General features: G+C 67.0%; 21 protein-coding genes. 12 read left to right on the plus strand and 9 right to left on the minus strand.

Translation table 11 applies throughout. The features are described from left to right. Positions 1-104 precede the first annotated feature (104 nt). A complete protein-coding gene (locus ASC78_RS06600) occupies positions 105-1,013 on the plus strand; it encodes a ketopantoate reductase family protein (protein WP_055798186.1) in 909 nt (302 codons plus the stop codon). Here the strand turns inward: ASC78_RS06600 and gorA are convergent. After that, positions 1,010-2,368, minus strand: a complete 1,359-nt coding sequence (gorA, locus tag ASC78_RS06605; RefSeq protein ID WP_055798188.1) for a glutathione-disulfide reductase — start codon at positions 2,366-2,368, stop codon at positions 1,010-1,012. The two genes, ASC78_RS06600 and gorA, sit on opposite strands and share 4 nt — an antisense overlap. Before the next feature lie 97 nt (positions 2,369-2,465). Beyond that, positions 2,466-4,451, minus strand: a complete 1,986-nt coding sequence (locus ASC78_RS06610; RefSeq protein ID WP_055798190.1) for a DUF6600 domain-containing protein — start codon at positions 4,449-4,451, stop codon at positions 2,466-2,468. A gap of 138 nt (positions 4,452-4,589) precedes the next feature. Here ASC78_RS06610 and ASC78_RS06615 point away from each other — a divergent pair, with 138 nt between their 5' ends. Continuing rightward, a complete protein-coding gene (locus tag ASC78_RS06615) occupies positions 4,590-6,659 on the plus strand; it encodes a PEP/pyruvate-binding domain-containing protein (RefSeq protein ID WP_055798194.1) in 2,070 nt (689 codons plus the stop codon). 13 nt (positions 6,660-6,672) lie between these two features. On the opposite strand, the gene ASC78_RS06620 is transcribed toward ASC78_RS06615, so the two are convergent. The 3 genes from ASC78_RS06620 to ASC78_RS06630 form a co-directional block, all read right to left on the minus strand. After that, entirely contained in the window at positions 6,673-8,640 is a 1,968-nt protein-coding gene (locus ASC78_RS06620) for a TRAP transporter large permease (protein ID WP_055798196.1), read from the minus strand. Then, positions 8,637-9,257 carry a TRAP transporter small permease subunit gene (locus ASC78_RS06625; RefSeq protein ID WP_055798199.1) on the minus strand — a complete coding sequence of 207 codons (621 nt, stop codon included), beginning with the start codon at positions 9,255-9,257 and terminating at the stop codon, positions 8,637-8,639. Before ASC78_RS06625 ends, ASC78_RS06620 begins: the two co-directional genes overlap by 4 nt. 88 nt (positions 9,258-9,345) lie before the next feature. Further along, entirely contained in the window at positions 9,346-10,461 is a 1,116-nt protein-coding gene (locus ASC78_RS06630; protein WP_055798204.1) for a TRAP transporter substrate-binding protein, read from the minus strand. Between the two features lie 218 nt (positions 10,462-10,679). Here ASC78_RS06630 and ASC78_RS06635 point away from each other — a divergent pair, with 218 nt between their 5' ends. Then, positions 10,680-11,090 (plus strand): rhodanese-like domain-containing protein, encoded by a 411-nt coding sequence (locus ASC78_RS06635; RefSeq protein ID WP_055798206.1) that lies wholly within the window; start codon positions 10,680-10,682, stop codon positions 11,088-11,090. Positions 11,091-11,137: 47 nt separating this feature from the next. On the opposite strand, the gene lysM is transcribed toward ASC78_RS06635, so the two are convergent. After that, positions 11,138-11,599, minus strand: coding sequence for a peptidoglycan-binding protein LysM (lysM, locus tag ASC78_RS06640; protein ID WP_055798210.1), 462 nt, complete (start codon positions 11,597-11,599; stop codon positions 11,138-11,140). A gap of 134 nt (positions 11,600-11,733) precedes the next feature. Here lysM and ASC78_RS06645 point away from each other — a divergent pair, with 134 nt between their 5' ends. Next, positions 11,734-12,510 (plus strand): type III pantothenate kinase, encoded by a 777-nt coding sequence (locus tag ASC78_RS06645; RefSeq protein ID WP_055798213.1) that lies wholly within the window; start codon positions 11,734-11,736, stop codon positions 12,508-12,510. Positions 12,511-12,525: 15 nt separating this feature from the next. Here ASC78_RS06645 and ASC78_RS06650 read toward each other — a convergent pair whose 3' ends face one another. The 3 genes from ASC78_RS06650 to ASC78_RS06660 are packed head-to-tail and all read right to left on the minus strand — an operon-like array spanning position 12,526 to position 15,582. Then, positions 12,526-13,851 (minus strand): serine hydrolase domain-containing protein, encoded by a 1,326-nt coding sequence (locus ASC78_RS06650; protein WP_055798321.1) that lies wholly within the window; start codon positions 13,849-13,851, stop codon positions 12,526-12,528. Between the two features lie 32 nt (positions 13,852-13,883). Next, a complete protein-coding gene (locus ASC78_RS06655; protein WP_055798216.1) occupies positions 13,884-14,699 on the minus strand; it encodes a crotonase/enoyl-CoA hydratase family protein in 816 nt (271 codons plus the stop codon). Between the two features lie 34 nt (positions 14,700-14,733). After that, positions 14,734-15,582, minus strand: a complete 849-nt coding sequence (locus ASC78_RS06660; RefSeq protein ID WP_055798218.1) for a 3-hydroxybutyryl-CoA dehydrogenase — start codon at positions 15,580-15,582, stop codon at positions 14,734-14,736. Between the two features lie 183 nt (positions 15,583-15,765). Here ASC78_RS06660 and purT point away from each other — a divergent pair, with 183 nt between their 5' ends. The 8 genes from purT (at position 15,766) to ASC78_RS06700 (ending at position 24,939) form a co-directional block, all read left to right on the plus strand. After that, positions 15,766-16,980, plus strand: coding sequence for a formate-dependent phosphoribosylglycinamide formyltransferase (gene purT / locus ASC78_RS06665; protein ID WP_055798221.1), 1,215 nt, complete (start codon positions 15,766-15,768; stop codon positions 16,978-16,980). A 118-nt stretch (positions 16,981-17,098) separates the two neighbouring features. Further along, a complete protein-coding gene (locus tag ASC78_RS06670; RefSeq protein WP_055798224.1) occupies positions 17,099-18,043 on the plus strand; it encodes an alpha/beta hydrolase in 945 nt (314 codons plus the stop codon). 110 nt (positions 18,044-18,153) lie between these two features. After that, a complete protein-coding gene (locus tag ASC78_RS06675) occupies positions 18,154-18,981 on the plus strand; it encodes a helix-turn-helix domain-containing protein (protein ID WP_055798324.1) in 828 nt (275 codons plus the stop codon). A 23-nt stretch (positions 18,982-19,004) separates the two neighbouring features. Beyond that, positions 19,005-19,880 carry a branched-chain amino acid ABC transporter permease gene (locus ASC78_RS06680; RefSeq protein ID WP_055798227.1) on the plus strand — a complete coding sequence of 292 codons (876 nt, stop codon included), beginning with the start codon at positions 19,005-19,007 and terminating at the stop codon, positions 19,878-19,880. Between the two features lie 36 nt (positions 19,881-19,916). Beyond that, positions 19,917-20,993 (plus strand): branched-chain amino acid ABC transporter permease, encoded by a 1,077-nt coding sequence (locus ASC78_RS06685; protein ID WP_055798230.1) that lies wholly within the window; start codon positions 19,917-19,919, stop codon positions 20,991-20,993. After that, positions 20,990-21,811, plus strand: coding sequence for an ABC transporter ATP-binding protein (locus ASC78_RS06690; protein WP_055798234.1), 822 nt, complete (start codon positions 20,990-20,992; stop codon positions 21,809-21,811). Before ASC78_RS06685 ends, ASC78_RS06690 begins: the two co-directional genes overlap by 4 nt. A gap of 466 nt (positions 21,812-22,277) precedes the next feature. Then, on the plus strand, positions 22,278-23,051 hold the full coding sequence (locus tag ASC78_RS06695; RefSeq protein ID WP_055798237.1) for an ABC transporter ATP-binding protein: 774 nt from the start codon (positions 22,278-22,280) through the stop codon (positions 23,049-23,051). Between the two features lie 4 nt (positions 23,052-23,055). After that, on the plus strand, positions 23,056-24,939 hold the full coding sequence (locus tag ASC78_RS06700; RefSeq protein WP_055798241.1) for an AMP-dependent synthetase/ligase: 1,884 nt from the start codon (positions 23,056-23,058) through the stop codon (positions 24,937-24,939). Positions 24,940-24,949 lie beyond the last annotated feature (10 nt).

Genomic DNA, 24,949 nt, shown 5'->3' on the forward strand with positions numbered 1-24,949 from the left:
TTGGGGGCAGAGGGTTGGAGAACTGTGGGGCCGCGCGATTGTGCCCGGCTTCAGAACGTTTAACCTCGACGGCTTTCCCCTCAACAACCGTGAAAGGTGAAGCAATGAAGGTCGCAGTCATGGGCGCCGGCGCAGTCGGCTGCTACTACGGCGCCATGCTGGCGCGGACGGGCCACGAGGTGGTGCTGATCGGGCGGGCCTCGCATGTGGAGGCCGTGCGCGCCAACGGGCTGCGGCTGGAGACGAAGGCTTTCGACGAGCAGGTGAAGCTCGACGCGAGCACCGAAGCGGGCGCGGTGCAGGGCGCCCACCTGGTGCTGTTCTGCGTGAAGTCCACCGACACCGAATCGGCCGCGGCGCAAATCAAGCCGCATCTTTCGCCCGACGCGCTGGTGCTCACCTTGCAGAACGGGGTCGACAACGACGAGCGCGTGCGCTCGGTGCTGCCGTCCAGCGACGTGGCCGCCGCGGTGGTTTACGTCGCCACCGAGATGGCCGGGCCGGGCCACGTGAAGCATCATGGCCGCGGGGAACTGGTGATCGCTCCTTCGCGCAGCAGCGAGCAGGTGGCGCAACACCTGGCCGCGGCCGGCGTGCCCACGCAGATCTCCGACAACGTGCGCGGCTCGCTCTGGGCCAAGCTGGTTCTGAACTGCGCCTACAACGCGCTATCGGCCATCACCCAGCTGCCCTATGGCGAGGTGGTGAAGGGCCAGGGCGTGGCCGAGGTCATCCGCGACGTGGTGGCCGAATGCCTCGCCGTCGCCAAAGCCGAAGGCGTCGCCATACCCGGCGACACCAACGCCGCCGTGCGCGGCATTGCAGAGACGATGCCCTCGCAGTACTCATCGACCGCGCAAGACCTCGCGCGCGGCAAGCCGAGCGAAATCGATCATCTCAACGGCTTCGTCGTGCGGCGCGGCGAGGCGCTCGGCGTGCCCACGCCCGCGAACCGCGTGCTATTGGTGCTGGTGAAGCTGCTCGAAGGCAAGCAGCAAAAAGCCGGCAGCTAGCCTGGCATAGGTTCGCGCATCGTCACGAACTCTTCGGCCGCAGTTGGGTGGATGCCCACGGTGCTGTCGAACAGCGCCTTGGTCGCGCCCGCGCGCATGGCCACGGCAAAGCCCTGCACGATCTCGCCCGCATCGGCGCCCACCATGTGCAGGCCGACCACGCGGTCGGTGGCCTTGTGCACCACCAGCTTCATGAAGGTGCGCTCGCCGCGTCCCGAGAGCGTGTGGCGCAGGGACTTGAATTCGGTCGAGAACACCGCGACCTCGCCGAACCTGGCGCGCGCGTCCAGCTCGGTGTAGCCGCAGGTGCCGATGTTCGGGTGCGTGAACACCGCGGTCGGAATGTATTCGTAGTCGAGAGCGCGCTTGCCTTTGCCGAACAAGGCATCGACCACCACCATTGCCTCGGCCAGAGCCACCGGCGTGAGCTGCACGCGCGTGGAAACGTCGCCCACCGCGTAGATCGACGGCACCGAGCTGCGGTAGTGCGCATCGACCGCGATCGCGCCGCGCTCGTCGAGCGCCACGCCCGCGGCCTCCAGGCCGAGGCCCTGCGTGTTGGGCACGCGGCCGGTGGCAAAAAGCACCGTGTCGGCTTCGATCTGCTGCCCGCGGGCCAGCGTGACCACGAGGCCGTGCGGCCCGCGCGCGATGGATGCCGCCTCGACATTGAGCCGCACTTCGATGCCGGCCTTGCCCATTTCGTTGGCGACGAACTGCCGCACGTCGTCGTCGAAGCCCGTGAGCAGATGCGCGCGGCGATGCAGCTGAGTCACCTTGGCGCCCAGGCCGTTGAAGATCGACGCGAACTCGCAGGCGATGTAGCCGCCGCCCACTACCAGCAGGCGCTTTGGAAAAGGGGCGAGATCGAACATCGCGTCGGAGGTGACGATGTGCTCGCGTCCCGGCATCTCCGGCACGTAGGGCGTGCCGCCGGTGGCCACCAGCAGGTGGCGGGCCGTGTGGCGCTTGCCGTCGACCTCGACCGTGTGGCCATCGGCCAGCTGCGCCCAGCCCGCGACCAGCGTGACGCCGGAATTCTTCAGCAGCGAGGCATACACGCCGTTGAGCCGCGAGATTTCCTTGGCGCGCTGGGTCTTGAGGTAGACCCAGTCGAACTGCGGCGCTTCGGGCAGCTTCCAGCCGTAGCCGGCGGATTCCTCGAAGGATTCGGCGTACCCGGCTGCGTAGCTGTAGAGCTTCTTCGGAATGCAGCCCACGTTGACGCAGGTGCCGCCGAGTTCGGCCGCCTCGGCCAATCCCACGCGCGCGCCTTGCTGCGCGGCCATTCGCGCGGCGCGAACGCCGCCGCTGCCGCCGCCGATGACGAAAAGATCGAAGTCGAATGTGGGCATGGAAAAGACGCTCCTTGGCGGCGACTGTAGCCGCCAAGGAGGCGCCGGTGGTGGCTAGGCTTGCGCGCGGCGCCATGCACCGCCGCGCGCGCGGCGTTCAGCGCTGGTCGGGAGAGGTCACGAGCCGGCGGCGCTCGTCGGCGCCGGGGCGTTGGCCCGGCTGGGCCGGAGCTTGAGGCTGTGCCTGAGGCTGCGGGGCTTGCGATTGCGTGAAGCCGCGTTGCTGCTGCATCGCGCGCACCTGCGCCTCTTGTGCCTGGCGCTGAGCCTGCTGCTGTGCCTGGAGCTGCTGCTGCGCCTGGGCGGCGCGCTGCTGCATCTCCTGCTGCTGGCGCAGCATCTGTTGCTGGGCCAGGGCTTGTTGCTGCGCCGCGCGCTGTTGCTGCTGCAACTGCTGCTGGGCTTGTGCCTGTGCTGCCGCACGCTGCTGCATCTCCTGCTGTTGCCGCTGCGCCTGTTGTTGCTGCTGCTGTTGCTGCAGTTGCATCTGCTGGTTCTGTTGTTGCTGCTGCCGGTGTTGCCATTGCCGGTCCTGGTCGCTGCGCTGCGGCCACTCCTGCTGCTGCTGCTGTTGCTGGCGCAACTCCTGCTGGCGCTGCCATTCCATCTGCTGTCGTTGCTGCAACTGCTGGGAGGGTTGACCCTGCAACGCGCGCTGCTGCGCCTGCTGCATCTGGCGGGCCTGCCGCGCTTGTTCGTACTGCAGTTCCTGCTGTTGGCGCAGCATCGGCGGGGTCGGCGGCGGCAGCGCCGCCGCGGGCCGGCCGAAGCCGCTGCCGAAGCCTTGCACGGGTACACCCGGCGCCGGCGCCACCGGCACGCGCGCAAAGCGGTCGTCAGGCACACGCACCAGGTCGCGCCGGCCGAAGGGGCCGCGGCCGAAGCGGTCGGCCGGCAGCACGGTCACGGCGCCGGGCATCCGCTGGTTGGCGTAGAACTCGTTGCGCGGCTCGGCCTGCCGGTTGCGGTAGGCCGCCATGCGGTTCACCTGGTCGATGTAGCGCGGGCTCGCGCGATAGCCGGGCCGCCACGCCTCGCCGGGCGCCAGCGGGAACCAGCCCACGCCGCTGCGGCCGTCGCCGATCTGCAGGGTGGCGTTCGCCCCGCCGCCCACAAAGCCGACCAGTGCGGGCGAATACACGGGCCGCGTGGTCGTCCGCCCCGGCACCCAGGCCCAGCGCGGACCCACGCGCGCCCAGCGCCCGTAGTGGAAAGGCGCAAAGCCCCATGGCGCGGCATCGACCCAGGTCAGGCCCCAGGGCGCGATGTTCACCCATTGGCCGTCGCGGTAGGGCGCCCAGTCGGCGTCCACGTTGCGCGGAAACCAGACGTCGCCGTAGGTGGGGTCGCTTTGCCAGTCGCCGTGGATGTCCAGTTGCTGATAGCCGACGACTTCGCGCGACACGTAGCGCGCGGAGATCGATTGGTCCTCGATGCGGTTGCGCTCCGCCACCCAGGCATCGAAGCCGCCGTTCTGCGCCGGTGCGCCGCCCATGGCAGCCAGGTTGCGGCCGCCCACCGTGAGCTGCTGCCGCGCGCCCAGCGATTGCGATTCGCCGTTCTCGCCATGAAGCGTGACGCGGCCGGAAGCCACGGCGATCCAGGTGGTGTCGGCGGCGGGATCGGCCGAAATGCGGTATTCGCCGGGCGCGTCGATCACCACGGCAAGGTTGCCGGTACCGACCTCGACACGCTGGCCGGAGAGGTCGTCACGCACGCGCAATTGCAGGTTGCCCTGGTTCGCGGTGAGGCGGATGGTGTCGTCGTCGAGTTCGGAGAACTCGACGTGGGTCTGGCCGTCCATTCGCAGCGTGGCCGAGCCAATGTGCACTTCGGCACGCGCATTGCGGTCGGTCCAGAGCCGGTCGCCGGTGGTCATGGGGCGGTTGGGCTGCGCGTCGTACCAGCTGTCTTCTCCGGCCGGTGCGAAGCTCACTGCGCCTTCGTGCAGGTTCAAACGAGCCACGCGGCCGGGCGGGTCTTGCTGTGCGCTGGCTGCCGCGGCGATGCAAAGCAGTGCCAGGCCGATCAGCCATCGATACAGCGGCCGGGCAGGAACGATGGAAATGGTAGGGCGTTTCATGGTTTGTCTCTGGTTCGCGGGACCGGATGAAAGCAATGGATATGTAACGCGCGAGAATCCGCTGCCGCTGTCAGCGCAGGTCCCCTGCTTGGTGAAGCGCACGCACATTCGGCAACCGCATGTAATGAGGGACCCTGCATGAAAAACGACAAACATCAAGGCGCAACGGGCCAATCACGCTACCGAAACAAGAGCGGGGCGCAATGGCTGTCCACGCTGGCGGTTGCGTTTGGCGCAACGGCCATCGCTATTCCACAGGTGGCGGCGCAACTCGCGCGCAAGCCTTCCTACTACCAGCAGCAGAACCAGGCTGCTCCCGAGGGCGCGGCCGCGCAGCCCGCCCCGCGCGTGGCGGCTCCCGCATCGCTTGCCGCGCTGCGCAGCCGGGGCGACTTCGACAGGCTGGCTCGCGTTTACGACCCCGGCACGCCGATGCAACTGGCCCACGTGCTGTTCGCGGTCGACCGCCAGGCCAGGCCGGTGCGCACCTATTACATCGACACGCCGCGCTACCAGCTGCATGTGCGCTTCGTGCGCGACACCGGCCTTGCGCCGCATGCCGGCAAGCGCGAGATCGACCGCAACTACCTCGCGGCAGACCGCCGCTTTCTCTTCGGCACGCTGAGCTGGCAGCAGAACATCGGCAGCTTCACCTATGAATTCTGGGAGGGCGACCAGCTCACGCCCGCGCTGCTGCGTCAGGCCGATGCAGAGGTGAAGGCCAGCTTCTTCGCGCCCGTGAAGTTCAAGACCAACTCGACGCTGCACGATCGGGTCGCCAAGGAAGCCGGCATCGACTCCGTCAGCCAGGAAGCGCTGATCCGCGAGCAGCCCTACATGCCGATGAATCTCGGCACGGCCACGGGGCGCGTGCGCATCGTGGACGAGGCCTCGGGCCCGAACGCGTTGAACGTGCTCTTGCCCGATGACATCGCCGTGCTGCGCCAGGTGCCCATCAACCTGCCGCCCGTGGCCGGTGTGCTGACCGAGCGGCCGTCGACCGCGCTTTCGCACGTCAACCTGCTGGCCAAGGGTTGGGGCATACCCAATGCCTACGTGCGCGACGCCGCAACCGTGCTGCGCGAGCATGCCGGGCAGTGGGTGGCGCTCAGGGTCGCGGCCTCGGGCTACCAGCTGCGCCGCCTCACGCCCGACGAGGTGGCCGCGCTGCCGCCACGCAACGTGCGCAGCGCGGCCATCGGCGCGGTGCCAGGCAGTGCGAGAGCCGCCAGGCCCGACCTGCGCGAAACCCGCCTGCTGCCGCTCGCATCGCTGCGCGCGCGCAACAGCGCCCAGTGCGGCACCAAGGCCGCGAATCTGGGCGCCGTGCTGGCCGCCCGTATTCCGTCCACCACGGTGCCCGACGGCTTTTGCATTCCGTTTGCGCACTACGACCGCTTCATGCGCGCGAATGACCTGGCTGGGCGCATCGCGCGCATGCAGCAGCAGCCCGGGTTTGCGAGCGACCCACAGATCAGACAGAAGGCGCTGGCGCTGCTGCGCGACGAGATCGTCAAATGGCCGGTCGAGCCCGCCACCGCGGCCGCTTGGCGCGCTGCCTGGCATTCGCAACTGGGCGGCGGCGGTGTGTTCGTGCGCAGCTCGTCCAACTCAGAAGACCTGCCCGGATTCAGCGGCGCGGGGCTCTACAGCACGGTGCCGAACGTCAAGACCGGCGACGGGCTCGAACTCGCGGTGAAAAAGGTGTGGGCCTCGGTCTTCAACCCCGAAGCGTGGGAGGCGCGCAGCGCCGCGGGCTTCGGCGCCGAGTCGGTGCTGATGGGCGTGTTCGTGCAGACCGCCATCGATTCGGCCAACGCCGGCGTGATGATCACGCGCGACCCCTTCGACGCGGGTCACCCCCATGTGACTTACATCTCGGCCAAGCGCGGCATCGGCATTCGCGTTGTCGAAGGCCAGCGCGTCGCTGAGCAAGTGATGTATTCGAGCTGGTCGAAAGCCATCCAGGTGCTGAGCCGCTCGGCGGAAGAAACGGCCCTGCAGCTCGACAAGGACGGCGGCGTGAAGGAAGTGCCGGTGGAAGCCGGCCGCACCGTGCTGACGGATGAACTGGTGCTGCGCCTCGCAAGCGTGGGCGCGGCCGTGAAGCGGGCATTCGGCGGCGTCGACCAGGACATCGAGTGGGCCACCGTGGGCGACCGCATCGTGCTGTTGCAGGCGCGCCCCTACGTGGAGCGGCGCCGCTGAGTTGGGCGGTGCCTTACTTGTAGAGCAGCTGCGGCAGCCAGAGCCCGATCTGCGGCCAGATGTAGAGCAGCACGATGGCCAGCACCTGGATGCCCATGAAAGGCAGCATGCCCAGGAAGATCTGGTTCAGCGTCACGTGCGGCGGGCTCACGCCCTTCAGGTAGAACGCCGCCATGGCCACCGGGGGGCTCAGGAATGCGGTTTGCAGGTTCATTGCAACCAGCAAGCCGAAGAACAGCGGATCGACGCCGAAGTTGTCGAGCAGCGGAATGAAGATGGGCATGAAGATCACGATGATCTCGGTCCACTCCAGCGGCCAGCCCAGGAGGAAGATGATCACCTGGCTCAGCACCAGGAACTGCACCTTCGTGAGGTTCATGCTCAGCACCCATTCCTCCACCAGCGCCTGCCCGCCGAGCAGCGCGAATGCCGCCGAGAAGATGGCCGAGCCCACGAAGAGCCAGCACACCATGGCCGAGGTCTTGGCCGTGAGAAACACCGATTCCTTCAGCACCGACAAGTTGAGCCGCCGGTAGGCTGCCGCAAGCAGCATGCCGCCGAGTGCGCCCATGGCCGCCGCCTCGGTGGGTGTGGCCAGGCCCATCACGATCGAGCCGAGCACCGAAAGGATCAGCAGCACCAGCGGGAAGAACGAGGCCAGCAGCATCTTGAAGATCTCGAGCCGCGCGAAGCTCAGGAACAGATAGAACAGCGTCACCAGCGCGCCGAAGATGGCGAAGGTGACCCACCACCAGGTGGGCGCCGGGCGTACCGAGGCGCCTTCGGCCGCGGGTGCGGCAGCGGCCGGGCTTGCGGCCGGTGGTTGGGCCGCGGAGGCTGCTTCGGCCGGCGCGATGGATGCGCCCGGCGGTTCCGCCAGCGGACCGGAGGAAGGCGCGTCCCCCGAAGGCGGCTCCTGCAAGCCGCCTGCCGACGGTGGTTCCTGCAGCCCGCCCGTAGAGGGGGGCTCCTGCAGTCCGCCCGCGCCTTCGGCGGTGCCGCTGCGCGTGGCGCCAATCTCCTCGATGTCGTAGCGCGCCTGAGCCTCGACCGTGGTTACGGCTTTGTAGCTGAAGCCGGCGAGCAGGAGAAAGATCACACCGGGCATTGCGACGATGGCCAGCTGCCGCAGCACGTGCGAGAACGGCACGCCAGCGTTGCGCCGGCCCTTCAGCAGCCCGACCACCGCATGCGCGGCGGGGCTTTTGGCCAGCCGCTGCGACATCGGCGACAGCGGCACCACGCGTTCGGCCTGCGACAGCGGCGGCGCCCATTGCGGCTTCAGGCGGGCGACGATGATCACGTACACCACGTAGAGCGAGGCGAGCATCAGTCCCGGAAAGAATGCGCCCGCATACAGCTGCACCACCGAAACGCCCGCGGTCGCACCGTAGACGATCAGCAGCACCGAAGGCGGAATCAGGATGCCCAGGCACCCCCCGGCCGTGATGGCACCCGCCGCCAGCGGCACGCTGTAGCCCGCGCGCAGCATGGCCGGCAGTGCCAGCAGGCCCATCAACGTGACCACCGCGCCGACGATGCCGGTTGCAGTCGCAAAGATGGTGCAGGTGACCAGCGTGGCCACCGCCAGCGCACCCGGCAGCCGAGCGAGCGCCAGGTGCAGGCTCTTGAACAGCGACTCGATGAGGTTGGCGCGCTCCACCAGGTAGCCCATGAAGACGAACAGAGGCACCGCAATGAGCACGTCGTTGGCCATGGTCTTGTAGGCCGCCTGCACCATCAGGTCGAGCGTGCGGTGCCAGTCGCGGTCGTAGGCCAGCCAGGTGAAGAGCATGCCCATGCCCATCAGCGTGAAAGCCGTGGGAAAGCCCAGCATGATGGCCACCACCACCAGGGAGAGCATCAGGAGGCCCAGGTGGCCGTTGGTGATGGTTTCGGCGCTCACGAGCACCGCGGCCGCGCCGATCACGATCAGCGCCATGAACGAGAGTCCGAACCAAAGTTCGCGGCGGATCATCATCGCGCGCTCTCCTTGGCCGCCACCACGCGGTCGAGCGCGGCAATGTCTTCATCCTTGACGTTGACCATCTCCTTGAGTTTCTCGACGTCGACCTCCTCCACGTCCTGCTCGCGGGAAGGCCACGCACCGCTTTGGATGCACTGCACGCAGCGAATGATCTCGACCACGCCCTGCAGCAGCAGCGTGAAGCCGGCGAGCGGAATGATGAACTTGAACGGATACAGCGGCAGCGGCTCGGCCGAGAAGGTCTGCTCGCGGATGGCGAGCGATTCGCCCGCATAGATCCAGCCGGCCCAGGTCAGCGCGACGATGCCAGGCAGGAAGAAGACGATGTAGAGCACCAGGTCCACCAGTGCCTGCGTGCGCGGGCGAAAGAATCCGTAGAGCACGTCGCCGCGCACATGGCCGTTCTTGGAGAGCGTGTACGCGCCGGCGGTCATGAACATGGCGCCATACAGCATGATCTGCGCGTCGAGCACCCATGCATGCGGGTGATTCAGCACGTAGCGCGAAAACACCTCCCAGCTGATCAGCAGCGTGAGCAGCAGCGCGCACCATGCGAAGGTCTTGCCGATCCAGGTCGAGAAACGATCGACGGCCAACAGGAAAGATTGCATCGAAGAGAACTCCTCGCTGCGGCCGGCGCAGCACGGACGGGCATGAAGAGGGCACCGCGCCGGGTGCCCTCGCATCACGGGATCGGCGTCAGGACTTCTTCGCCCCTGAACCGAAGTAGTGGTTGTAGGCCATCTTGAAATCGACCGTGTAGTCGTTGTGCCACTGGCCGGCGCGTTCGGCAAAGGCTTTTTGCGAGTCGAGCACCTTCTTGAACATCGGGTTCTCGGCGGCCTTCTTGGCAACGGTCTTGTCCCACGACGCCAACTGCGCGCGCAGGATCGCGTCGGGCGTCTTGTAGAACTTGATGCCGGCCTTCTTGAGCTCGATGTAGTCCTGCGAATTGCGCTGGATGGCCTTCCAGCTCATGTCGGCACTGGCGGCTTGCACCGCGTAGTCGATGATGGCCTTGAGATCGGCCGGCAGCGCCGCGAGCTTGCCCTTGTTGAACAGAACCTCGAACTGTTCGCCCGACTGGTGGAAGCTCTGCAGCATGCAGTTTTTCGCCACGTCGGGGAAGCCCAGTACGCGGTCGCTCGAAGCGTTGTTGAACTCGGCCGCGTCGATGAGGCCGCGGTCCAGCGCCGGGACGATCTCGCCGCCCGGCAGCGGGTTCACGGCCGTGCCCATGTCGGTGAACACATCCACGGCCAGGCCCACGGTGCGGAACTTGAGGCCCTTCATGTCTTCCACCCGCGCTACCGGCTTCTTGAACCAGCCCAGTGGCTGCGTCGGCATGGGGCCGTAGAGGTAGGAGACCACGTCCAGGTTCAGGCTCTTGTAGATCTCCTCGATCAGCGCCTTGCCGCCGCCGTAGTTGTGCCAGGCCAGCACCATGTTGGCGTCCATGCCGTAGCCGGGGCCCGATCCCCAGAGCGCGAGCGCCGAGTTCTTGCCGTACCAATAGGCCACCACGCCGTGGCCGCCGTCGAGCGTGCCCTTGGCGACGGCGTCGAGCAGCTGGAAGGCGGGCACGACGGAGCCTGCCGGCAACACTTCGATCTTCAGGCGGTTGCCCGCCATGTCATTGACCTTCTTCGCGAAGTCTTGCGCGTACTCGTGGAAGATGTCCTTGGCCGGCCAGGTGCTCTGGAAACGCAGCGAGGTGGTCTGGGCCATGCTGACCATCGGCGCCGACATGGCGCCGGCGGCCACGGCCGCACCCTTGAGCAGGCTGCGGCGGCGGGGTGATTTGCTGATTGTCATGTTGTCTCTCTCCAAACAAGTTCTGACCGGAAGAAATCCTGCCCACCTTCCTGGAGTTATGTTCGGCAGGCCCAATCCGCATCTTTGGCTCGCCGGAATATGTGACAAACAGGGTTTTCACGAACTGGTGAAAAATTCCATCATCCGGACGTGGCTGAGGCAAAACTCAAGGGAGCCGTCCCACGTAGTTACCCTGTCTATCGAAAGGACGCAGAGAGATGACTGAACCCGTTGGGGAAAAAGGCTATGCCGGCGACGTGACGCCCGAGCAGGCGGCGCTGTGGATGGCGAGCGGCGAGGCCGTACTGGTCGACGTGCGCAGCGACGCCGAGCGCGAATGGGTCGGCTACGTGCCCGGCGCCGTGCCGCTGGCTTGGAAGCAGTGGCCGGGCATGGCGCCCAATCCGGCCTTCGACGACGGCATTCGTGCCGCGGGCGAGGGCAAGCAGAAGCTGGTGCTGCTGTGCCGCAGCGGCGTGCGTTCCATTGCCGCCGCCAAGCGCGCCACCGAACTCGGCTTTGAGGCCTACAACATTCTCGAAGGCTTCGAGGGCAACCCCGACGACCAGGGGCACCGCGGCACGATCGGCGGCTGGCGCAAGCGCGGCCTGCCCTGGAAGCAGAACTGAAATGAAAAAGGCCCGCCGGGAACGACGGGCCTTTCAAGCGGGGAAGGTCAGAGCACCGGGATGCGCAGCTTCTGGCCCGGATAGATCTTGTCCGGGTGGCTCAGCATCGGCTTGTTCGCCTCGAAGATCGCGTTGTACTTGTTGGGATCGCCGTAGTACTTCTTCGAAATGGCCGAGAGTGTGTCGCCCTTGACCACGTCGTGGTACTGGGCCGGCGGTGCGGCCGGGGCAACCAGGTTGTTGTCCACGCTCGTCACGTTGGCTACGTTGCCGGCGGCGAGGGCGGCTTTTTCGCTGGCTTCCTGCGAGGGGGCCTGGCCCGCCAGCGTGACAACGCCCGTCGCGGCGGTGTAGGTCACTGCGAGTCCGGTCAGGCCGAGGTTCTGGCTTTCGATGTAGGTCTTGATGGCCGCCGCGGCCTTGGTGTTGGCGTCCGGCTCGGCGGCCTGGGCCGACGATCCGCCGAACAGTTTTTCACCGGCTTCCTTGATGAAACTGAGCAATCCCATGGTGATCTCCTTGTGCCGTGGTGGATGGAACTGGCGAATGTAGCGGCGGAACGGCAGGTGCCGGCGTAGGCCCGCGCCGCGTGTGTCAACGATGTGCCAGCATGAACGCCGACAAAGTCGCAATAATCCCGCGCATGGCATCCCCCTTCCTTGCGATCGACATCGGCAACACCCGCCTCAAATGGGCTCTCTACGATGCCGCGCATCCGGGGGCTGTGCTGCAGGCGCATGGGGCCGAGTTCCTGGACCACATCGAGCGGCTGGCCGAAGGCCCCTGGGCCGACCTGCCCGCCCCCGGTTCCATGCTGGGCTGCGTGGTGGCGGGCGATGCGGTGCGCCGCCGCGCCGAGGAGCAGATCGAGGAGCGCTTCGACTGCGCGCCGCGCTGGGTGGTGTCGAGCGCGGCCGAGGCCGGCATCGTCAACGGCTACGACCATCCCACGCGGCTGGGCGCCGACCGCTGGGTGGCGATGATCGGTGCGCGACAGCGGATGCTGGACGCCGGGCCGGCGCGGCCGATGGTGGTGGTGATGATTGGCACGGCCGTCACGGTTGAGGCCATCGATGCCAGCGGCAAGTTCCTGGGCGGGTTGATCCTGCCGGGCCACGGCATCATGCTGCGCGCGCTCGAATCGGGCACAGCCGGGCTGCACGTACCCACCGGCGAGGTGCGCGAATTTCCGACCAACACCAGCGACGCGCTCACCAGTGGTGGCACCTATGCCATTGCGGGCGCCGTCGAGCGCATGGTGCAGCACGTGCGCTCGCACTGCGGCGCCGAGCCCGCCTGCTACATGACGGGCGGCGCTGGCTGGAAGATGGCGCCCGTCATGAACGGCGACTTCGAACTCGTCGAAAGCCTGATCATGGACGGACTCCTGGTGATCGCCCGCGAGCGCGCCGCGGGCTGAGCCTTTCAAGAAGGCTCAGGGGCGCATCAGCGCCTCGGCCACCGCCTGGAAGGCCGGCAGCGTGAGCGGGTCGTTGCCGGCGCTGGCGGCCACCGGATGCGCGGCGTAGCGCACGATCACCATCTCGGCCTTCGGATCGACATAGATGCTCTGCCCGTGGATGCCGCGCGCCATGTAGGCGCCGTGCGGGTTGTTCGTGACCCACCACATGTTGCGGTACGACCAGCCCGGCAGCAGCGCGTAGCCGGCCTTGGCAAACTTGGCCGGATCGCCGCCGCGCTGGATGTCTTCGACTACCGCCTTGGGAATGGCCTGCTGCCCATTGGGCGCGCGGCCGCCGCTTCGCATGGTTTCGCCGAAGCGCGCAATGTCGCGCAGCACGGTGTTGAGCCCGCCCCCGCCCGACTCGGTGCCAATCCGGTCGACCATGAAATAGGCGTCCTGCTCGGCGCCGATGCGACGCCAGATCTTCTCGCTCAGCAGATCGGCGAGCGGCTGGTTGCTGACGCGGCGCAGGATCCAGGCCAGCACTTCGGCGTTCACCGTCTTGTAGGCAAAGGCGGCGTCGTGTGCGCCTTCCTTCTTCAGCGTGGCGAGAAATTCGTAGAACGACTTGGGACCGGCGTAGTTCGGCCCTTGGGTCAGCATGCCGCCGGCGCGCGCGTAGTCCCAGATCTCGGCCTTCGGGTCGGCGTAGTTCTCCGAGTAGTGCACACCGATGGTCATGTCCATCACCTGTCGTACCGTGGCGTCGCCGTAGGCGGTGTCCTTGAGTTCGGGGAGGTAGCGGGTGACCGGCGCCGACGGGTCGAGCTTGCCTTCGTCGGCGAGGATGGCCGCCAGCGTGCCCACGAAGGACTTGGTGACCGACATCGCGAGGTGCGGCCGTTCGGGCGTGAGCGCGCCGAAGTACTTTTCGTAGACCACGCGGCCGCGGTGCAGCACGAGGATGCCGTCCGTGTAGGTGCGCGGAATCATCTGGGCGAAGGTCACCGTCTCATCGCTGCCCATCGGTTTGAAGGTCACGGCTTCGATGTCGCTGCGCGGTGCCGCCGGCAGGGGGCTGGCCGCGCCGCTGCCGCGCCACACGTTGGCGGTGGGCACGGTTTCGCGCACGTGCGAAAAGCTCCAGCGCGTGCGCGGGAACACGCCGCCTGCCGGGTTGTCGAAGGTGATCAGCTTGTCGGGCGGGGGCGGAAAGCCCTTCATCCAGCCCAGGGCCTCCACCGAAGTGGCCGCGGGGTCGGGGGGCGCGGCGGGCGGGGAAGTCTGGGCGTTGGAGGTGTTCACGGCAAGGAGTGTGAAGGCGGCGGCGAGCGCCGTGCGTTTGAACAGAGACATGGGCGCGGGCGTTCCGATGGAATGCATCAACATCATCGGCCGCTGAAGCGCGCGGGCCGGCGCTCGACAAAAGAACGCACGCCTTCGGCCGCGTCCTCGCTGTTCGACAGGCGCTTTTGCGTCTCGATGAACTCCGACACCGCCGCGAGCGGACCCTCTTCAACCGCCTTGATCACGTTGAGCCTCGTCGCCACCACCGCCAGCGGCGCTTGCGCCGCGATGCGCTGCGCAATGGCCAGCGCCGCGTCGAGCTCCTGCCCGGCCGGCACCACCTTCTGCACGAAGTTGAGGCGATAGGCCTCGGCGCTGTCGAACTCGTCGGCGGTGAGCAGGTGCAGCATTGCGCTGCCCACGCCCGCGCGCTCAGCCATGCGCAGCGTGGCGCCGCCTGTGGCCATGATGCCGCGCTGCACTTCCATTTGCGAGAAGCGGCAGTTGTCGGCCGCCACCACGATGTCGGCACCCAGCATCAGCTCGATGCCGACCGTGAAGCAGATGCCCTTCACCGCCACCACCATCGGCTTGGTGCGGCGGCGGTAGCCGGGCAGGCCGAAGTCGTGCGGCTCCACCAGCCCGGCCGGAATGGCCTTCTCGCCGCGCTTCATGTACTCGGTGACCGCCGGCAGGTCGAGCCCTGCCGTGAAGTGGTCGCCGAAGGCGTGCAGCACGCCCACCCGCAGGTCGGGATCGTCGTCGAGCCGGGTGTAGGCCTCGGCCAGCTGCTTGAACATCGGCGGCGTCCAGCCGTTGCGCTTGGCCGGTCGGTTGATGCCGATCAGCAGCACGTGGTCGATCACCTGGGTGTCGATGCAGCCTTCTGCAGGCGGGGTGGTGGGGGTCACGGCCATGGCGCTTGTCTCCTTCGTTGTTCTTGGCTTGCGGTCAGTACGTGTACACGCCGCGCCCCGTCTTGCGCCCGAGCTGGCCGGCCGCGACCATCTCCTTCAAGAGCGGGCAGGGGCGGTACTTGGAGTCGCCGAACTGCTCGAGGTAGACCTCCATCACAGCCAGGCACACATCCAGGCCGATCATGTCAGCCAGCGCCAGCGGGCCGATGGGCTGGTTGCAGCCCAGCTTCATGCCGGCGTCGATGTCTTCGGCCGTGGCAATGCCTTCGGCCAGCACGAAGAAGGCCTCGTTGATCATCGGCACCAGGATGCGGTTGACCACGAAGCCGGGCGCGTTCTTCACGGTGATCGGCGACTTGCCGAGCGTCACGGCCAGCGCCTTCACGGCGTCGTGCGTGGCGTCGCTCGTGAGGTAGCCGCGAATCAGTTCCACCAGCGCCATCATCGGCACGGGGTTGAAAAAGTGCATACCGATGAAGCGGTCGGGCCGCGAGGTGGCGGCGGCCAGCTGCGTGATCGAAATCGAGGAGGTGTTCGAGGCAATGATCACCTCGGGCCCCAGCAGGTCGTCGACCTGCTTCAGGATCTTGAGCTTGAGCGCATGGTTCTCGGTGGCGGCCTCGATCACGAGTTGCGCGCTCTTCAGGTCGTCGTAGTTCGTCGAGCCCTTGATCAGCGCAAGCGCCGCGCTCTTCTGCTCGGCCGTGAGCTTCTCTTTCTTGATCAGCCGGTCGAGGCTGCCCGAAACGGTGGCCAGGCCCTTGTCGACCGCCGCCTGGGCGATGTCGACCATCACCACGTTGACGCCGGCCACCGCGCAGGCCTGTGCAATGCCATTGCCCATCGTTCCGGCGCCGATGATGCCGACAGTCTGGATCGTCATGAGAAAACTCCTTGAAGAAAAAAATGGGGGAAGGGGAGCGGGTGGGGCGCTGGCCGCCACCGCGACAGGAGATCGATTGTGAAGCAGCCCCGCCAGGCCTCCGTTGCCGCGCGTGACACGGGGCGCCCGCGGGTGGCTTACAGTGCGGCGGTCGCCTTTTCTTCTCTCTTTTCGATCCCGACCATGACCACCCTCGGCACCCCTCTTTCCCCCTCCGCCACCCGCGTGATGCTGCTCGGCTCCGGCGAGCTCGGCAAGGAGGTGCTCATCGCCCTGCAGCGCCTCGGCGTCGAGACCATCGCGGTCGACCGCTACGACAACGCGCCCGGCCAGCAGGTGGCTCACCACGCACGCACCATCACCATGAGCGACCCCGAGCAGCTCAAGGCGCTCATCGAGGCCGAGAAACCCCTGCTCGTGGTGCCCGAAATCGAGGCCATCGCCACGCCGATGCTGCAGCAGCTCGAAGACGCCGGCGTGGTGCGCGTGATTCCCACCGCCCGCGCCGCCCGCCTCACGATGGACCGCGAAGGCATTCGCCGCCTGGCGGCCGAAACGCTGGGCGTGCCCACCAGCCCTTACAAGTTCTGCGACTCGCTGGCCGAGCTGCAGGCCGCCATCGACGGCGCGGACGGGAAAGGTATTGGGTACCCCTGCATCGTCAAGCCCGTGATGAGCAGCTCCGGCAAGGGCCAGAGCAAGATCGACGGCCCGGCCGACGTGCAGAAGGCCTGGGACTACGCCATGGCCGGTGGCCGCGTGAGCCACGGCCGCGTGATCGTCGAGGGTTTCATCGACTTCGACTACGAGATCACGCTTCTGACCGTTCGCGCCAAGGACGCCGACGGCGCGGTGCGGACGCAGTTCTGCGAACCCATCGGCCATGTGCAGGTGAGCGGCGACTATGTCGAGAGCTGGCAGCCGCATGCCATGGCAACGGCCGCGCTGCAGAAGGCGCAGCAGATCGCAGAAGCCGTCACGGCCGACCTGGGCGGCCAAGGCCTGTTCGGCGTCGAGCTGTTCGTGAAGGGCGACGAGGTGTGGTTCAGCGAAGTGAGCCCGCGTCCGCACGACACCGGCATGGTCACCATGGCCACGCAATGGCAGAACGAGTTCGAGCTGCATGCGCGCGCCATCCTGGGCCTGCCGGTGGACACCTCGCTCAAGAGCCCGGGCGCCAGCGCGGTGATCTATGGCGGCGTCGATGCCACCGGCATTGCCTTCGACGGCGTGGCCGAGGCGCTGCAGGTGCCTGGCAGCGACATCCGCCTGTTCGGCAAGCCCGAGAGCTTTGCCAAGCGCCGCATGGGCGTGGCGCTGGTGCATGCGGCCGACACGGGCACCGCCCGCAGGCTCGCCAAGGAAGCCGCCTCGCGCGTGAAGCCACGCAAGGCCTGAAGCGCCGCGCCCGGCCCAGCCAACGGGTGACAGCCAGTTTTCGCAAGCAGAGACTGGCGCCTGCGGGCATCGTGCGGATGAGATCGGGAGAACCTCTGCCCGACCCACCGGAGACACCATGCTGCACCCCCAGGCGCGCGCCTTGCTCGACTTCATCGAGGCGCGCGGCATCCCGCCGACCCATACGCTTTCTCCGGCCGAGGCGCGCGCGTTCTATCGCGACCGGCGTACCGCCACCCAGCCCGAAGCCCCGCGGGTTGCCGAAGTCAGCGAGCTGAAGGCCGAAGGGCCGCACGGCACCATCCCGGTGCGCCTGTATCGCCCAATGGGCCCCACGGCCGGTGCGGCGCTGCCGGTGCTGGTGTACTTTCATGGCGGTGGCTGGGTCATCGGCGATCTCGACACGCATGACGTGCTGTGCCGATCGCTCGCCAACGGCGCGGGCTGCGCGGTCGCCTCGATCGACTACCGCATGGGCCCGGAGCATCGCTTTCCGGCCGCCGTGGACGACGTGCTGGCGGCCACCCGTTGGATGCACCGCGAGGCCGCTTCGCTCGGCCTGGATGCCGCCCGCCTCGCGGTGGGCGGCGACAGCGCTGGCGGCAATCTGGCGGCGGTGGCGGCCATTGCCGCGCGCGACGCGGGCGACCTGCCCATCGCCTTCCAGCTGCTGATCTATCCCGCCACGGACCAGCGCCGCGGCCACCCCTCGCACCACGCCAACGGCCAAGGCTTGCTGCTGACCCGCGACACGATGGCGTACTTCCACGACCACTACATCGACGACCCTCGGCACGACCTCGACTGGCGCGCGTCGCCGCTGCTGCACGCCGATCTCTCGGGCCTGCCGCCCGCGCTGGTTCTCACCGCCGGCTACGACCCGCTGCGCGACGAAGGCATGGCCTACGCCGACGCGCTGACCGCCGCTGGCAATCGCGCCGCGTACGTCTGCTTTGAGCGCCAGATCCATGGCTTCATCACCATGGGCAAGGTGCTCGACGAGGCTGACACGGCCATCGCGCTGTGCTGCGCTGAACTCCGCCGCGCGCTCGCGCCGGCCTAGGGAAAGTCCCCGCGCAAATGGACGCCTTGCAGCAGGCCCCCGCCGCTACGATCCAGCCAACGCAACGCTGGCCCCTGGCCGACGGCGGCCGGATGCAGGAGACGGACACCATGCAGCGAACGAAGACGGCGTCGCCGGAAAGCGGCGGCGAAGAGCGCGGGGAGCGCCTGATGTGGCTCACGCATCAGCGGGTGTTCTACGCCGGGCTGCTCGGCGCCGCGGCCGAACGCACGGTGGGCGGGCACGGCGTGTACGTGTCGCCGGCCGGTGCGCCGCCCAACCGCCTCTGCATCGGCGGGGGCGCCTGGCAGACGGGCGAGCTGCTGGTGGTGCCGCCACACGTGCCGCACCGCGTGGAAAGCACCCATCCGCTCATCTTCAACCTGCTGATCGAGTCGGAATCGGTCGATCCCGCGCAGCTGCCGGGTTTCCTCCAGCATTGCGGGCCGGTCGATGCGCCGGCGTTCCTGCAGCGCGTGCGCGATGCCCATGCGCAGCTGCTTGCGCTCTCGGGCCGCCAGGGCTTCGAAGGCCTCGAGTTCGACCATCTGTTCTTCGGCGAGGCGCTGGCGCCGCGCGCGCTCGATGCACGCATCCGCAAGGTCATCGACGCCATCAACGCCGACCCGGCCGCGCCCACTTCGGCCGAAGACTGCGCAGCCTCGGTGCACCTGTCCTTCTCGCGTTTCCTGCATCTGTTCAAGCAGGAAACTGGCATGGCGTTTCGCGCCTTCCGGGCTTGGAAGCGCGCGCGCAGCCTGCTGCGCTACGTGCGCCAGACCAGCACGCTGACCGACATTGCGCTGGACGCCGGCTATCCCGATTCGACGCATTTCAGCCATTCGATCCGCCAGGTGTATGGGCTCAAGCCGAGCGACATCCTGGCCGGTTCGCGCCGCCTGGCGCTGCACGACGCAGCCGGCGGCCCTAGGCACTAGGCATACAGGAGGGCAGAAGCCGCATGCAGACTCTCCAGCTCCTTCTGTCCGGCATTGCGCAGGGCTGCATCTACGGATTGATCGCGCTGGGCTTCGTGCTGATCTACAAGGCCACTGAAACCGTGAGCTTTGCGCAGGGCGATCTGATGATGCTCGGCGCCTTTGGCGCATTTGCCGGCATGTCGCTGTTCGGCCTGCCGTTCTGGCTCGCGGCCCTGCTGGCAGTAGTGGCCATGGCGGCTTTCGGGGTGCTGCTGGAGCTGGTGGTAATTCGCCCGATCCTCGGGCAGCCGCAGTTCTCCATCGTGATGCTGACCATCGGCATTGCCTACGTGGCGCGCGGCCTCATCACCATGGTGCCGGGCATCGGCACCGACACCCACACCCTGGCCGTGCCCTACAAGGACCAGATCTGGAAGCTGGGCGGGCTGGTGGTCAACCTCGAGCAGCTGGCCATCATCATCGCCACAGCCATCCTGTGCGGCCTGTTGTTCGCGATGTTCCGCTACAGCAAGCTCGGCATCGCCATGCAGGCCTCGTCGCAGAACCAGCTCGCGGCGTACTACATGGGCATTCCGGTGAAGCGGCTCAACGGGCTGGTATGGGGCCTGGCGGCAGCGGTCGCGGCCATTGCCGGCATGCTGCTCGCGCCCATCACCTTCGTGCACGCGAACATGGGCTTCATCGGGCTCAAGGCCTTTCCGGCCGCGGTGGTGGGCGGCTTCGGCAGCCTGCCGGGAGCCATCGTCGGCGGGCTGGTGATCGGCATCGTCGAATCGTTCGCGGGTTTCTATTTGCCCGACGGTTTCAAGGACACGGCGCCCTACATCGTGGTGCTGCTGATGCTGATGATCAAACCCAACGGCCTGTTCGGCGAAAAGCTGCGCAAGAAAGTCTGAACCATGCGCGCCCAAGCTCTTCGGCGGATCTGACCCATGCGCTTCATCTTCAAGACCAGCTACGACCAGGACATCCGCCTTGCGCGGCACGGCGGCCATGTGTTCTGGTATGGGCTCCTGGTCGCGTTCCTCATCGTCGCGCCATGGGTGATCGACGAATACTGGCTCGCGCAACTGACCTTCGTGCTGATCTACGGCATCGTCGGCCTGGGGCTGATGCTGCTGGCGGGCTTCACGGGGCAGTTCTCCATCGGCCATGCGGCCTTTCTTGGCGCGGGCGCCTATACGCAGGGCGTGCTGACCAACCTGGGCGTGCCGTTTCCGATCGCGCTGCTTGCGGCCGCGGCGCTCTCGGCGGCGGTGGGCGTGGTGGTGGCCTTGCCGGCCTTGCGCGTGAAGGGCATCTACCTCGGCATCGCGACGCTGTCGTTCGGCTTCATCGTCGAGGAGGTGTTCGCGCGCTGGGAGAGCGTCACGGGCGGCAATTCGGGGCTGCACGTGAAGTCGCCCCAGCTCTTCGGCTGGTCGCTGGGGTCGGGCAACGGCTTCTACTTTCTGTGTCTGGTGGTGGCGGTGCTCAGCACGCTGGGCATCCTGAACCTGCTGCGCTCGCCGACGGGCCGCGCCTTCGTCGCCATCCGCGATTCGGAAATATCCGCGCAGAGCATGGGCATTCACCTGGCGCGCTACAAGACGATGTCGTTCGCGATTTCGGCCGCGCTCGCGGGGCTGGGCGGTGCGCTGTACGCGCACAAGCTCAGCTTCATCTCACCGGACCAGTTCAACATCCTGCAGTCGATCGACCTGCTGCTGATGGTGGTGATCGGCGGGCTGGGGTCGGTGCACGGCGCATTCCTGGGTGCGATCTTCCTCATCGCGATGCCGCAACTGATCTCGATGGGCAAGGACTGGTTGCCGGCCGTGGTCGGACAGGCACCGGGGCTGCAGGGGCTGGTGTACGGCCTGGTGCTGATCGCCTTCGTGCTGTTCGAGCCGCTGGGGCTTTACGGACGCTGGCTCAAGATCCGAACGTGGCTGCAGCTCTTTCCGTTCTACCGCAAGGGTTTGTTCAAGCGGCAGAAGTCATTCACCAAGTCGGATCGGCTGAGATGAGCAGCGGCGACGTTCTTCTTTCGGCGAAAGACCTGAGCGTGCGCTTCGGCGGCGTGCTCGCGGTCAACAAGGTGAGCTTCGACGTGCGGCGCGGCGAGGTGTTCACGCTGATCGGCCCCAACGGCGCGGGCAAGACGACGGTGTTCAACCTGATCAGCCGCATCTACACGCCGACCATGGGCGAGATCACATGGCACGGTGAAGCAGCCGGTCCGCTGGCCCTGACGCACCAGGCTCCTCATGCGATTGCCGCACTCGGCATTGCGCGAACCTTCCAGAACATCGAGCTCTTCGAGCACGCTACCGTGTTGCACAACCTGCTGATCGGCCGCCACACGCACCGGCAGACGGGTTTCTGGAGCGAGGTGTTCTTCACGCCCGCCACGCGCCGCGCCGAGATCGCGGCGCGCGAGAAGGCGGAGCAGGTGATCGAACTGCTGGACTTGCAGCATCATCGCGATTCGATGGTGGCGGGGTTGCCGTATGGCGTTCGCAAGGTGGTGGAGCTGGCGCGTGCGCTGTGCACCGAACCCAAGCTGCTGCTGCTGGACGAACCATCGTCGGGGCTCAATGTCGAGGAAACGGCCGACATGGCGTTCTGGATTCAGGACATCCAGCAAGAGCTGGGCGTGTCGGTGCTGATGGTCGAGCACGACATGTCGCTGGTGTCGAAGGTGTCCGACCGCGTGCTGGCGATGAACATGGGCGAGGTGCTGGCCACGGGCACGCCGCGCGAAGTGCAGGCGGATGCGCGCGTTATCGAAGCCTATCTTGGGACTGTGGACGACGTGAGCAGCTTGAGGAGGGTGGCGGCGTGAACCTCTTGTTCGCTACCTTTGGAGAGACGCCCGGTATGCGGCACGGCGCGGGCGCCCCCACTATGCCGGCCGCTTCGCGGCTCCCCTGCGGTGCTCACGTTTCGCGGGGTCTCGCAGAACTCGCTTCGCTCAAACAGCTGCGAGCCCTGATCCGCGAAACGCTGCGCTCCTCGGCGGCACAGAGGGGGCGCCCACCCCGCACCGCACACCGGGCTTGGGGGTGGAGGAAACACCTTGAGCGTGCCCACGGCGTTGGGCCCCATGCCCCCGGCGGGCCGTTGAGGCGCCGCCGAGCAGCGGAGCGACAGGCGGATCAGGGCTCGCAGCTGTTTGAGCGCAACGCAGTGGAGCGAGTTCTGCGAGACCCCGCCTGTCGTGAGCAGCGCAGGGGAGCCGCGAAGCGGCCGGTGACGTCGGCCCGCCGGGGGCATGGGGCTCAACGCCGCCCCTGCGAAGGAATCCGAGCATGACCGACGTCGTCCTCCAGCTGCTCAACGTCGAAAGCGCCTACGGCCCCATCAAGGCCATTCGCGGCGTGAGCCTGAAAGTCAGGCAGGGCGAGATCGTGACAGTCCTGGGTTCGAACGGTGCAGGAAAAACGACCATTCTGAAGACGATCTCCGGAATCATCGACCCGAGAAAAGGCAGCATCGAATTCAAGGGGCACGACATCACGGCCAAGGACCCGGCCTACATCGTCCAGCAGGGCCTGAGCCACGTGCCCGAAGGCCGTGAAGTGTTTCCCTTGCTCTCGGTGAGGGAAAACCTGCTCATGGGCGCTTACACCCGCAAGGACCGCGACGGCGTGGCGCGGGACATGGAGAGCGTCTACACCTACTTTCCCATTTTGCGCGAGCGTGCCACGCAGGACGCCGGCCTGCTCTCGGGCGGCCAGCAGCAGATGCTCGCGATTTCGCGCGCCATCATGGCCGCGCCGCATCTCATCCTGCTCGACGAGCCCAGCCTCGGCCTCAGCCCCAAGCTGACGAAAGAGATTTTCGAGATCGTCGTGCGCATCAACCGCGAGCGCGGCACCACCATCCTCCTGGTCGAGCAGAACGCCAACATGGCGCTCAACGCTTCCGACCACGGCTACGTGCTCGAGAACGGCCGCATCGTCATGGAAGACACCTGCGAACGCCTGCGCGAGAAGGAAGACATCAAGGAGTTCTACCTCGGCGTCAAGGATGACGGCGTGCGCGGCGAGCGGCGCTGGAAAAAGAAGAAGACGTGGAGATGACCGCATGACCACCCCCGTCGCCTTGCGCCCGCCCGCCGGCCTGTGGGACTTGGCGCACCTGCAGCCCACGCCAGGCGTCGTCGTGCCCGGCGACACCATTCCCGCCGTGTTCTGGAAGGCCGTGGAACTGCGCGCCGACAAGGTCTGGATGCGGCAGAAGGAGTTCGGCATCTGGCGCAGCTGGACCTGGCGCCAAACCGCCGAGGCCGTGCGCGAGATTGCGGGTGGCCTGCTGGCGCTCGGCTTCGGGACGGGCGAATGCGCCTCGATCCTGGCCAACACCGTCATCGAATGGGTGCTGTGCGACGTCGCCGTGCTCAGCTGCGGCGGCGTGTCGAACGGCATCTACCCGACCGATGCCGCGTCACAGGTGCACTACCTTTGCGAAGACTCGCGCACCACCGTGCTCTTCGTCGAGGACGACGAGCAGCTCGACAAGGCGCTCGAAGTGCGCGCGCAACTGCCACTGCTGCGCAAGGTCGTCGTGTTCGACATGGAGGGCTTGCGCGAGCTCGACGATCCCGGCGTCATGAGCCTGGACGCACTGCGTGCGCTCGGCCGCGCCCATCTGCAGGACCACCCGCAGGCGCTGGAGCAGCGCATTGCCGGCTGCCGGCCCGAGGACCTTGCCATCCTCGTCTACACCTCGGGCACCACCGGCAAGCCCAAGGGCGCGATGCACAGCCACCGCGGGCTGGTGTACACCATGCGCGGCTACAACTCCTTGCTGTCGCAGGGCGAGGGCGACGAGCGCATGTGCTTCCTGCCGCTGTGCCACATCGCCGAGCGCATGGGCGGCGAATACTTCGCGATGTACACCGGCTCGATCCTCAACTTCGTCGAGAACCCCGAGACGGTGCCCGAGAACGTGCGCGAGATTTCGCCCACAGTGTTCACCGCCGTGCCGCGCGTGTGGGAAAAGTTCTATTCCGGCGTGATGATCGCGCTGAAAGAGGCGAGCCGGCTGCAGCAGGCCGCCTACGGCTGGAGCATCGGCGTGGGCCGGCAGATTGCCGAACGCGTGCTCCAGGGCCAGCCGGTGGGTGCGGGGCTGCGTTTCAAGTTTCGCTTGGCCCGCTGGCTGGCGCTGGACAACGTGCGCAAGCTCATCGGGATCCACCGTGCGCGGTTTCTCGTGACCGGCGCGGCGCCCATCTCGCCCGAACTGGTGCGCTGGTACCTGGCGCTGGGCGTGCCGATGCTGGAGGTTTGGGGCATGACCGAATCGTGTGGCGCTTCCACGGGCGTTCCGCCGTCGCGCATCATGCCGGGCTCCATTGGCCCGGCCACCAGCTACAACGAGGTGCGCCTCGATCCGCAGACCGGCGAAATCCTGGTGCGCGGCCCCAATGTCTTCATGGGGTACCTCAACCTGCCGGAGAAGACCGCAGAGACCATCGACGCCGATGGCTGGCTGCACACCGGCGACGTGGGGACGGTCGACGCGGGAGGGTATTTCCGCATCACCGACCGCATGAAGGACATCATCATCACGGCAGGTGGAAAGAACATCACGCCGAGCGAGCTGGAGAACGAGCTCAAGTTCAGCCCCTACATCACCGATGCGGTGGTGATCGGCGACAAGAGGCCCTACCTGACGGTGATCGTCATGATCGACCAGGAGAACGTCGAAAAATTTGCGCAGGACCACGATGTGCCTTTCAGCAACTACGAAAGCCTCACGCGCGCGCAAGAGGTGCTGGACCTGATCCAGGGCGAGATCGACCGCGTCAATGCCAAGTTTGCGCGGGTCGAGCAGATCAAGAAATTCTTCTTGCTCGAAACGCAGTTGAGTGCCGAGGACGAAGAGCTCACGCCGACGATGAAGCTCAAGCGCAAATTGGTGCAGACCAAGTATGCCGAGCGCATCGAGGCGATGTACCGCTGACCGGCATCGC

It is taken from the genome of Variovorax sp. Root318D1 (assembly GCF_001424835.1).
In the GTDB taxonomy this organism is placed as follows: Bacteria; Pseudomonadota; Gammaproteobacteria; order Burkholderiales; family Burkholderiaceae_C; genus Variovorax.

Excerpts from the sequence above, each read along its gene's own strand:
- ASC78_RS06685 (WP_055798230.1), top strand. The coding sequence starts at position 19,917 with ATGCGCTTCATCTTCAAGACCAGCTACGACCAGGACATCCGCCTTGCG.
- purT (WP_055798221.1), top strand. The coding sequence starts at position 15,766 with ATGACCACCCTCGGCACCCCTCTTTCCCCCTCCGCCACCCGCGTGATG.
- ASC78_RS06625 (WP_055798199.1), bottom strand. The coding sequence starts at position 9,257 with ATGCAATCTTTCCTGTTGGCCGTCGATCGTTTCTCGACCTGGATCGGC.
- ASC78_RS06675 (WP_055798324.1), top strand. The coding sequence starts at position 18,154 with ATGCAGCGAACGAAGACGGCGTCGCCGGAAAGCGGCGGCGAAGAGCGC.
- ASC78_RS06645 (WP_055798213.1), top strand. The coding sequence starts at position 11,734 with ATGGCATCCCCCTTCCTTGCGATCGACATCGGCAACACCCGCCTCAAA.
- ASC78_RS06615 (WP_055798194.1), top strand. The coding sequence starts at position 4,590 with ATGAAAAACGACAAACATCAAGGCGCAACGGGCCAATCACGCTACCGA.
- ASC78_RS06620 (WP_055798196.1), bottom strand. The coding sequence starts at position 8,640 with ATGATGATCCGCCGCGAACTTTGGTTCGGACTCTCGTTCATGGCGCTG.
- ASC78_RS06690 (WP_055798234.1), top strand. The coding sequence starts at position 20,990 with ATGAGCAGCGGCGACGTTCTTCTTTCGGCGAAAGACCTGAGCGTGCGC.
- ASC78_RS06660 (WP_055798218.1), bottom strand. The coding sequence starts at position 15,582 with ATGACGATCCAGACTGTCGGCATCATCGGCGCCGGAACGATGGGCAAT.
- ASC78_RS06600 (WP_055798186.1), top strand. The coding sequence starts at position 105 with ATGAAGGTCGCAGTCATGGGCGCCGGCGCAGTCGGCTGCTACTACGGC.
- ASC78_RS06670 (WP_055798224.1), top strand. The coding sequence starts at position 17,099 with ATGCTGCACCCCCAGGCGCGCGCCTTGCTCGACTTCATCGAGGCGCGC.
- ASC78_RS06695 (WP_055798237.1), top strand. The coding sequence starts at position 22,278 with ATGACCGACGTCGTCCTCCAGCTGCTCAACGTCGAAAGCGCCTACGGC.
- ASC78_RS06680 (WP_055798227.1), top strand. The coding sequence starts at position 19,005 with ATGCAGACTCTCCAGCTCCTTCTGTCCGGCATTGCGCAGGGCTGCATC.
- ASC78_RS06630 (WP_055798204.1), bottom strand. The coding sequence starts at position 10,461 with ATGACAATCAGCAAATCACCCCGCCGCCGCAGCCTGCTCAAGGGTGCG.
- lysM (WP_055798210.1), bottom strand. The coding sequence starts at position 11,599 with ATGGGATTGCTCAGTTTCATCAAGGAAGCCGGTGAAAAACTGTTCGGC.
- gorA (WP_055798188.1), bottom strand. The coding sequence starts at position 2,368 with ATGCCCACATTCGACTTCGATCTTTTCGTCATCGGCGGCGGCAGCGGC.
- ASC78_RS06650 (WP_055798321.1), bottom strand. The coding sequence starts at position 13,851 with ATGTCTCTGTTCAAACGCACGGCGCTCGCCGCCGCCTTCACACTCCTT.
- ASC78_RS06700 (WP_055798241.1), top strand. The coding sequence starts at position 23,056 with ATGACCACCCCCGTCGCCTTGCGCCCGCCCGCCGGCCTGTGGGACTTG.
- ASC78_RS06610 (WP_055798190.1), bottom strand. The coding sequence starts at position 4,451 with ATGAAACGCCCTACCATTTCCATCGTTCCTGCCCGGCCGCTGTATCGA.
- ASC78_RS06655 (WP_055798216.1), bottom strand. The coding sequence starts at position 14,699 with ATGGCCGTGACCCCCACCACCCCGCCTGCAGAAGGCTGCATCGACACC.
- ASC78_RS06635 (WP_055798206.1), top strand. The coding sequence starts at position 10,680 with ATGACTGAACCCGTTGGGGAAAAAGGCTATGCCGGCGACGTGACGCCC.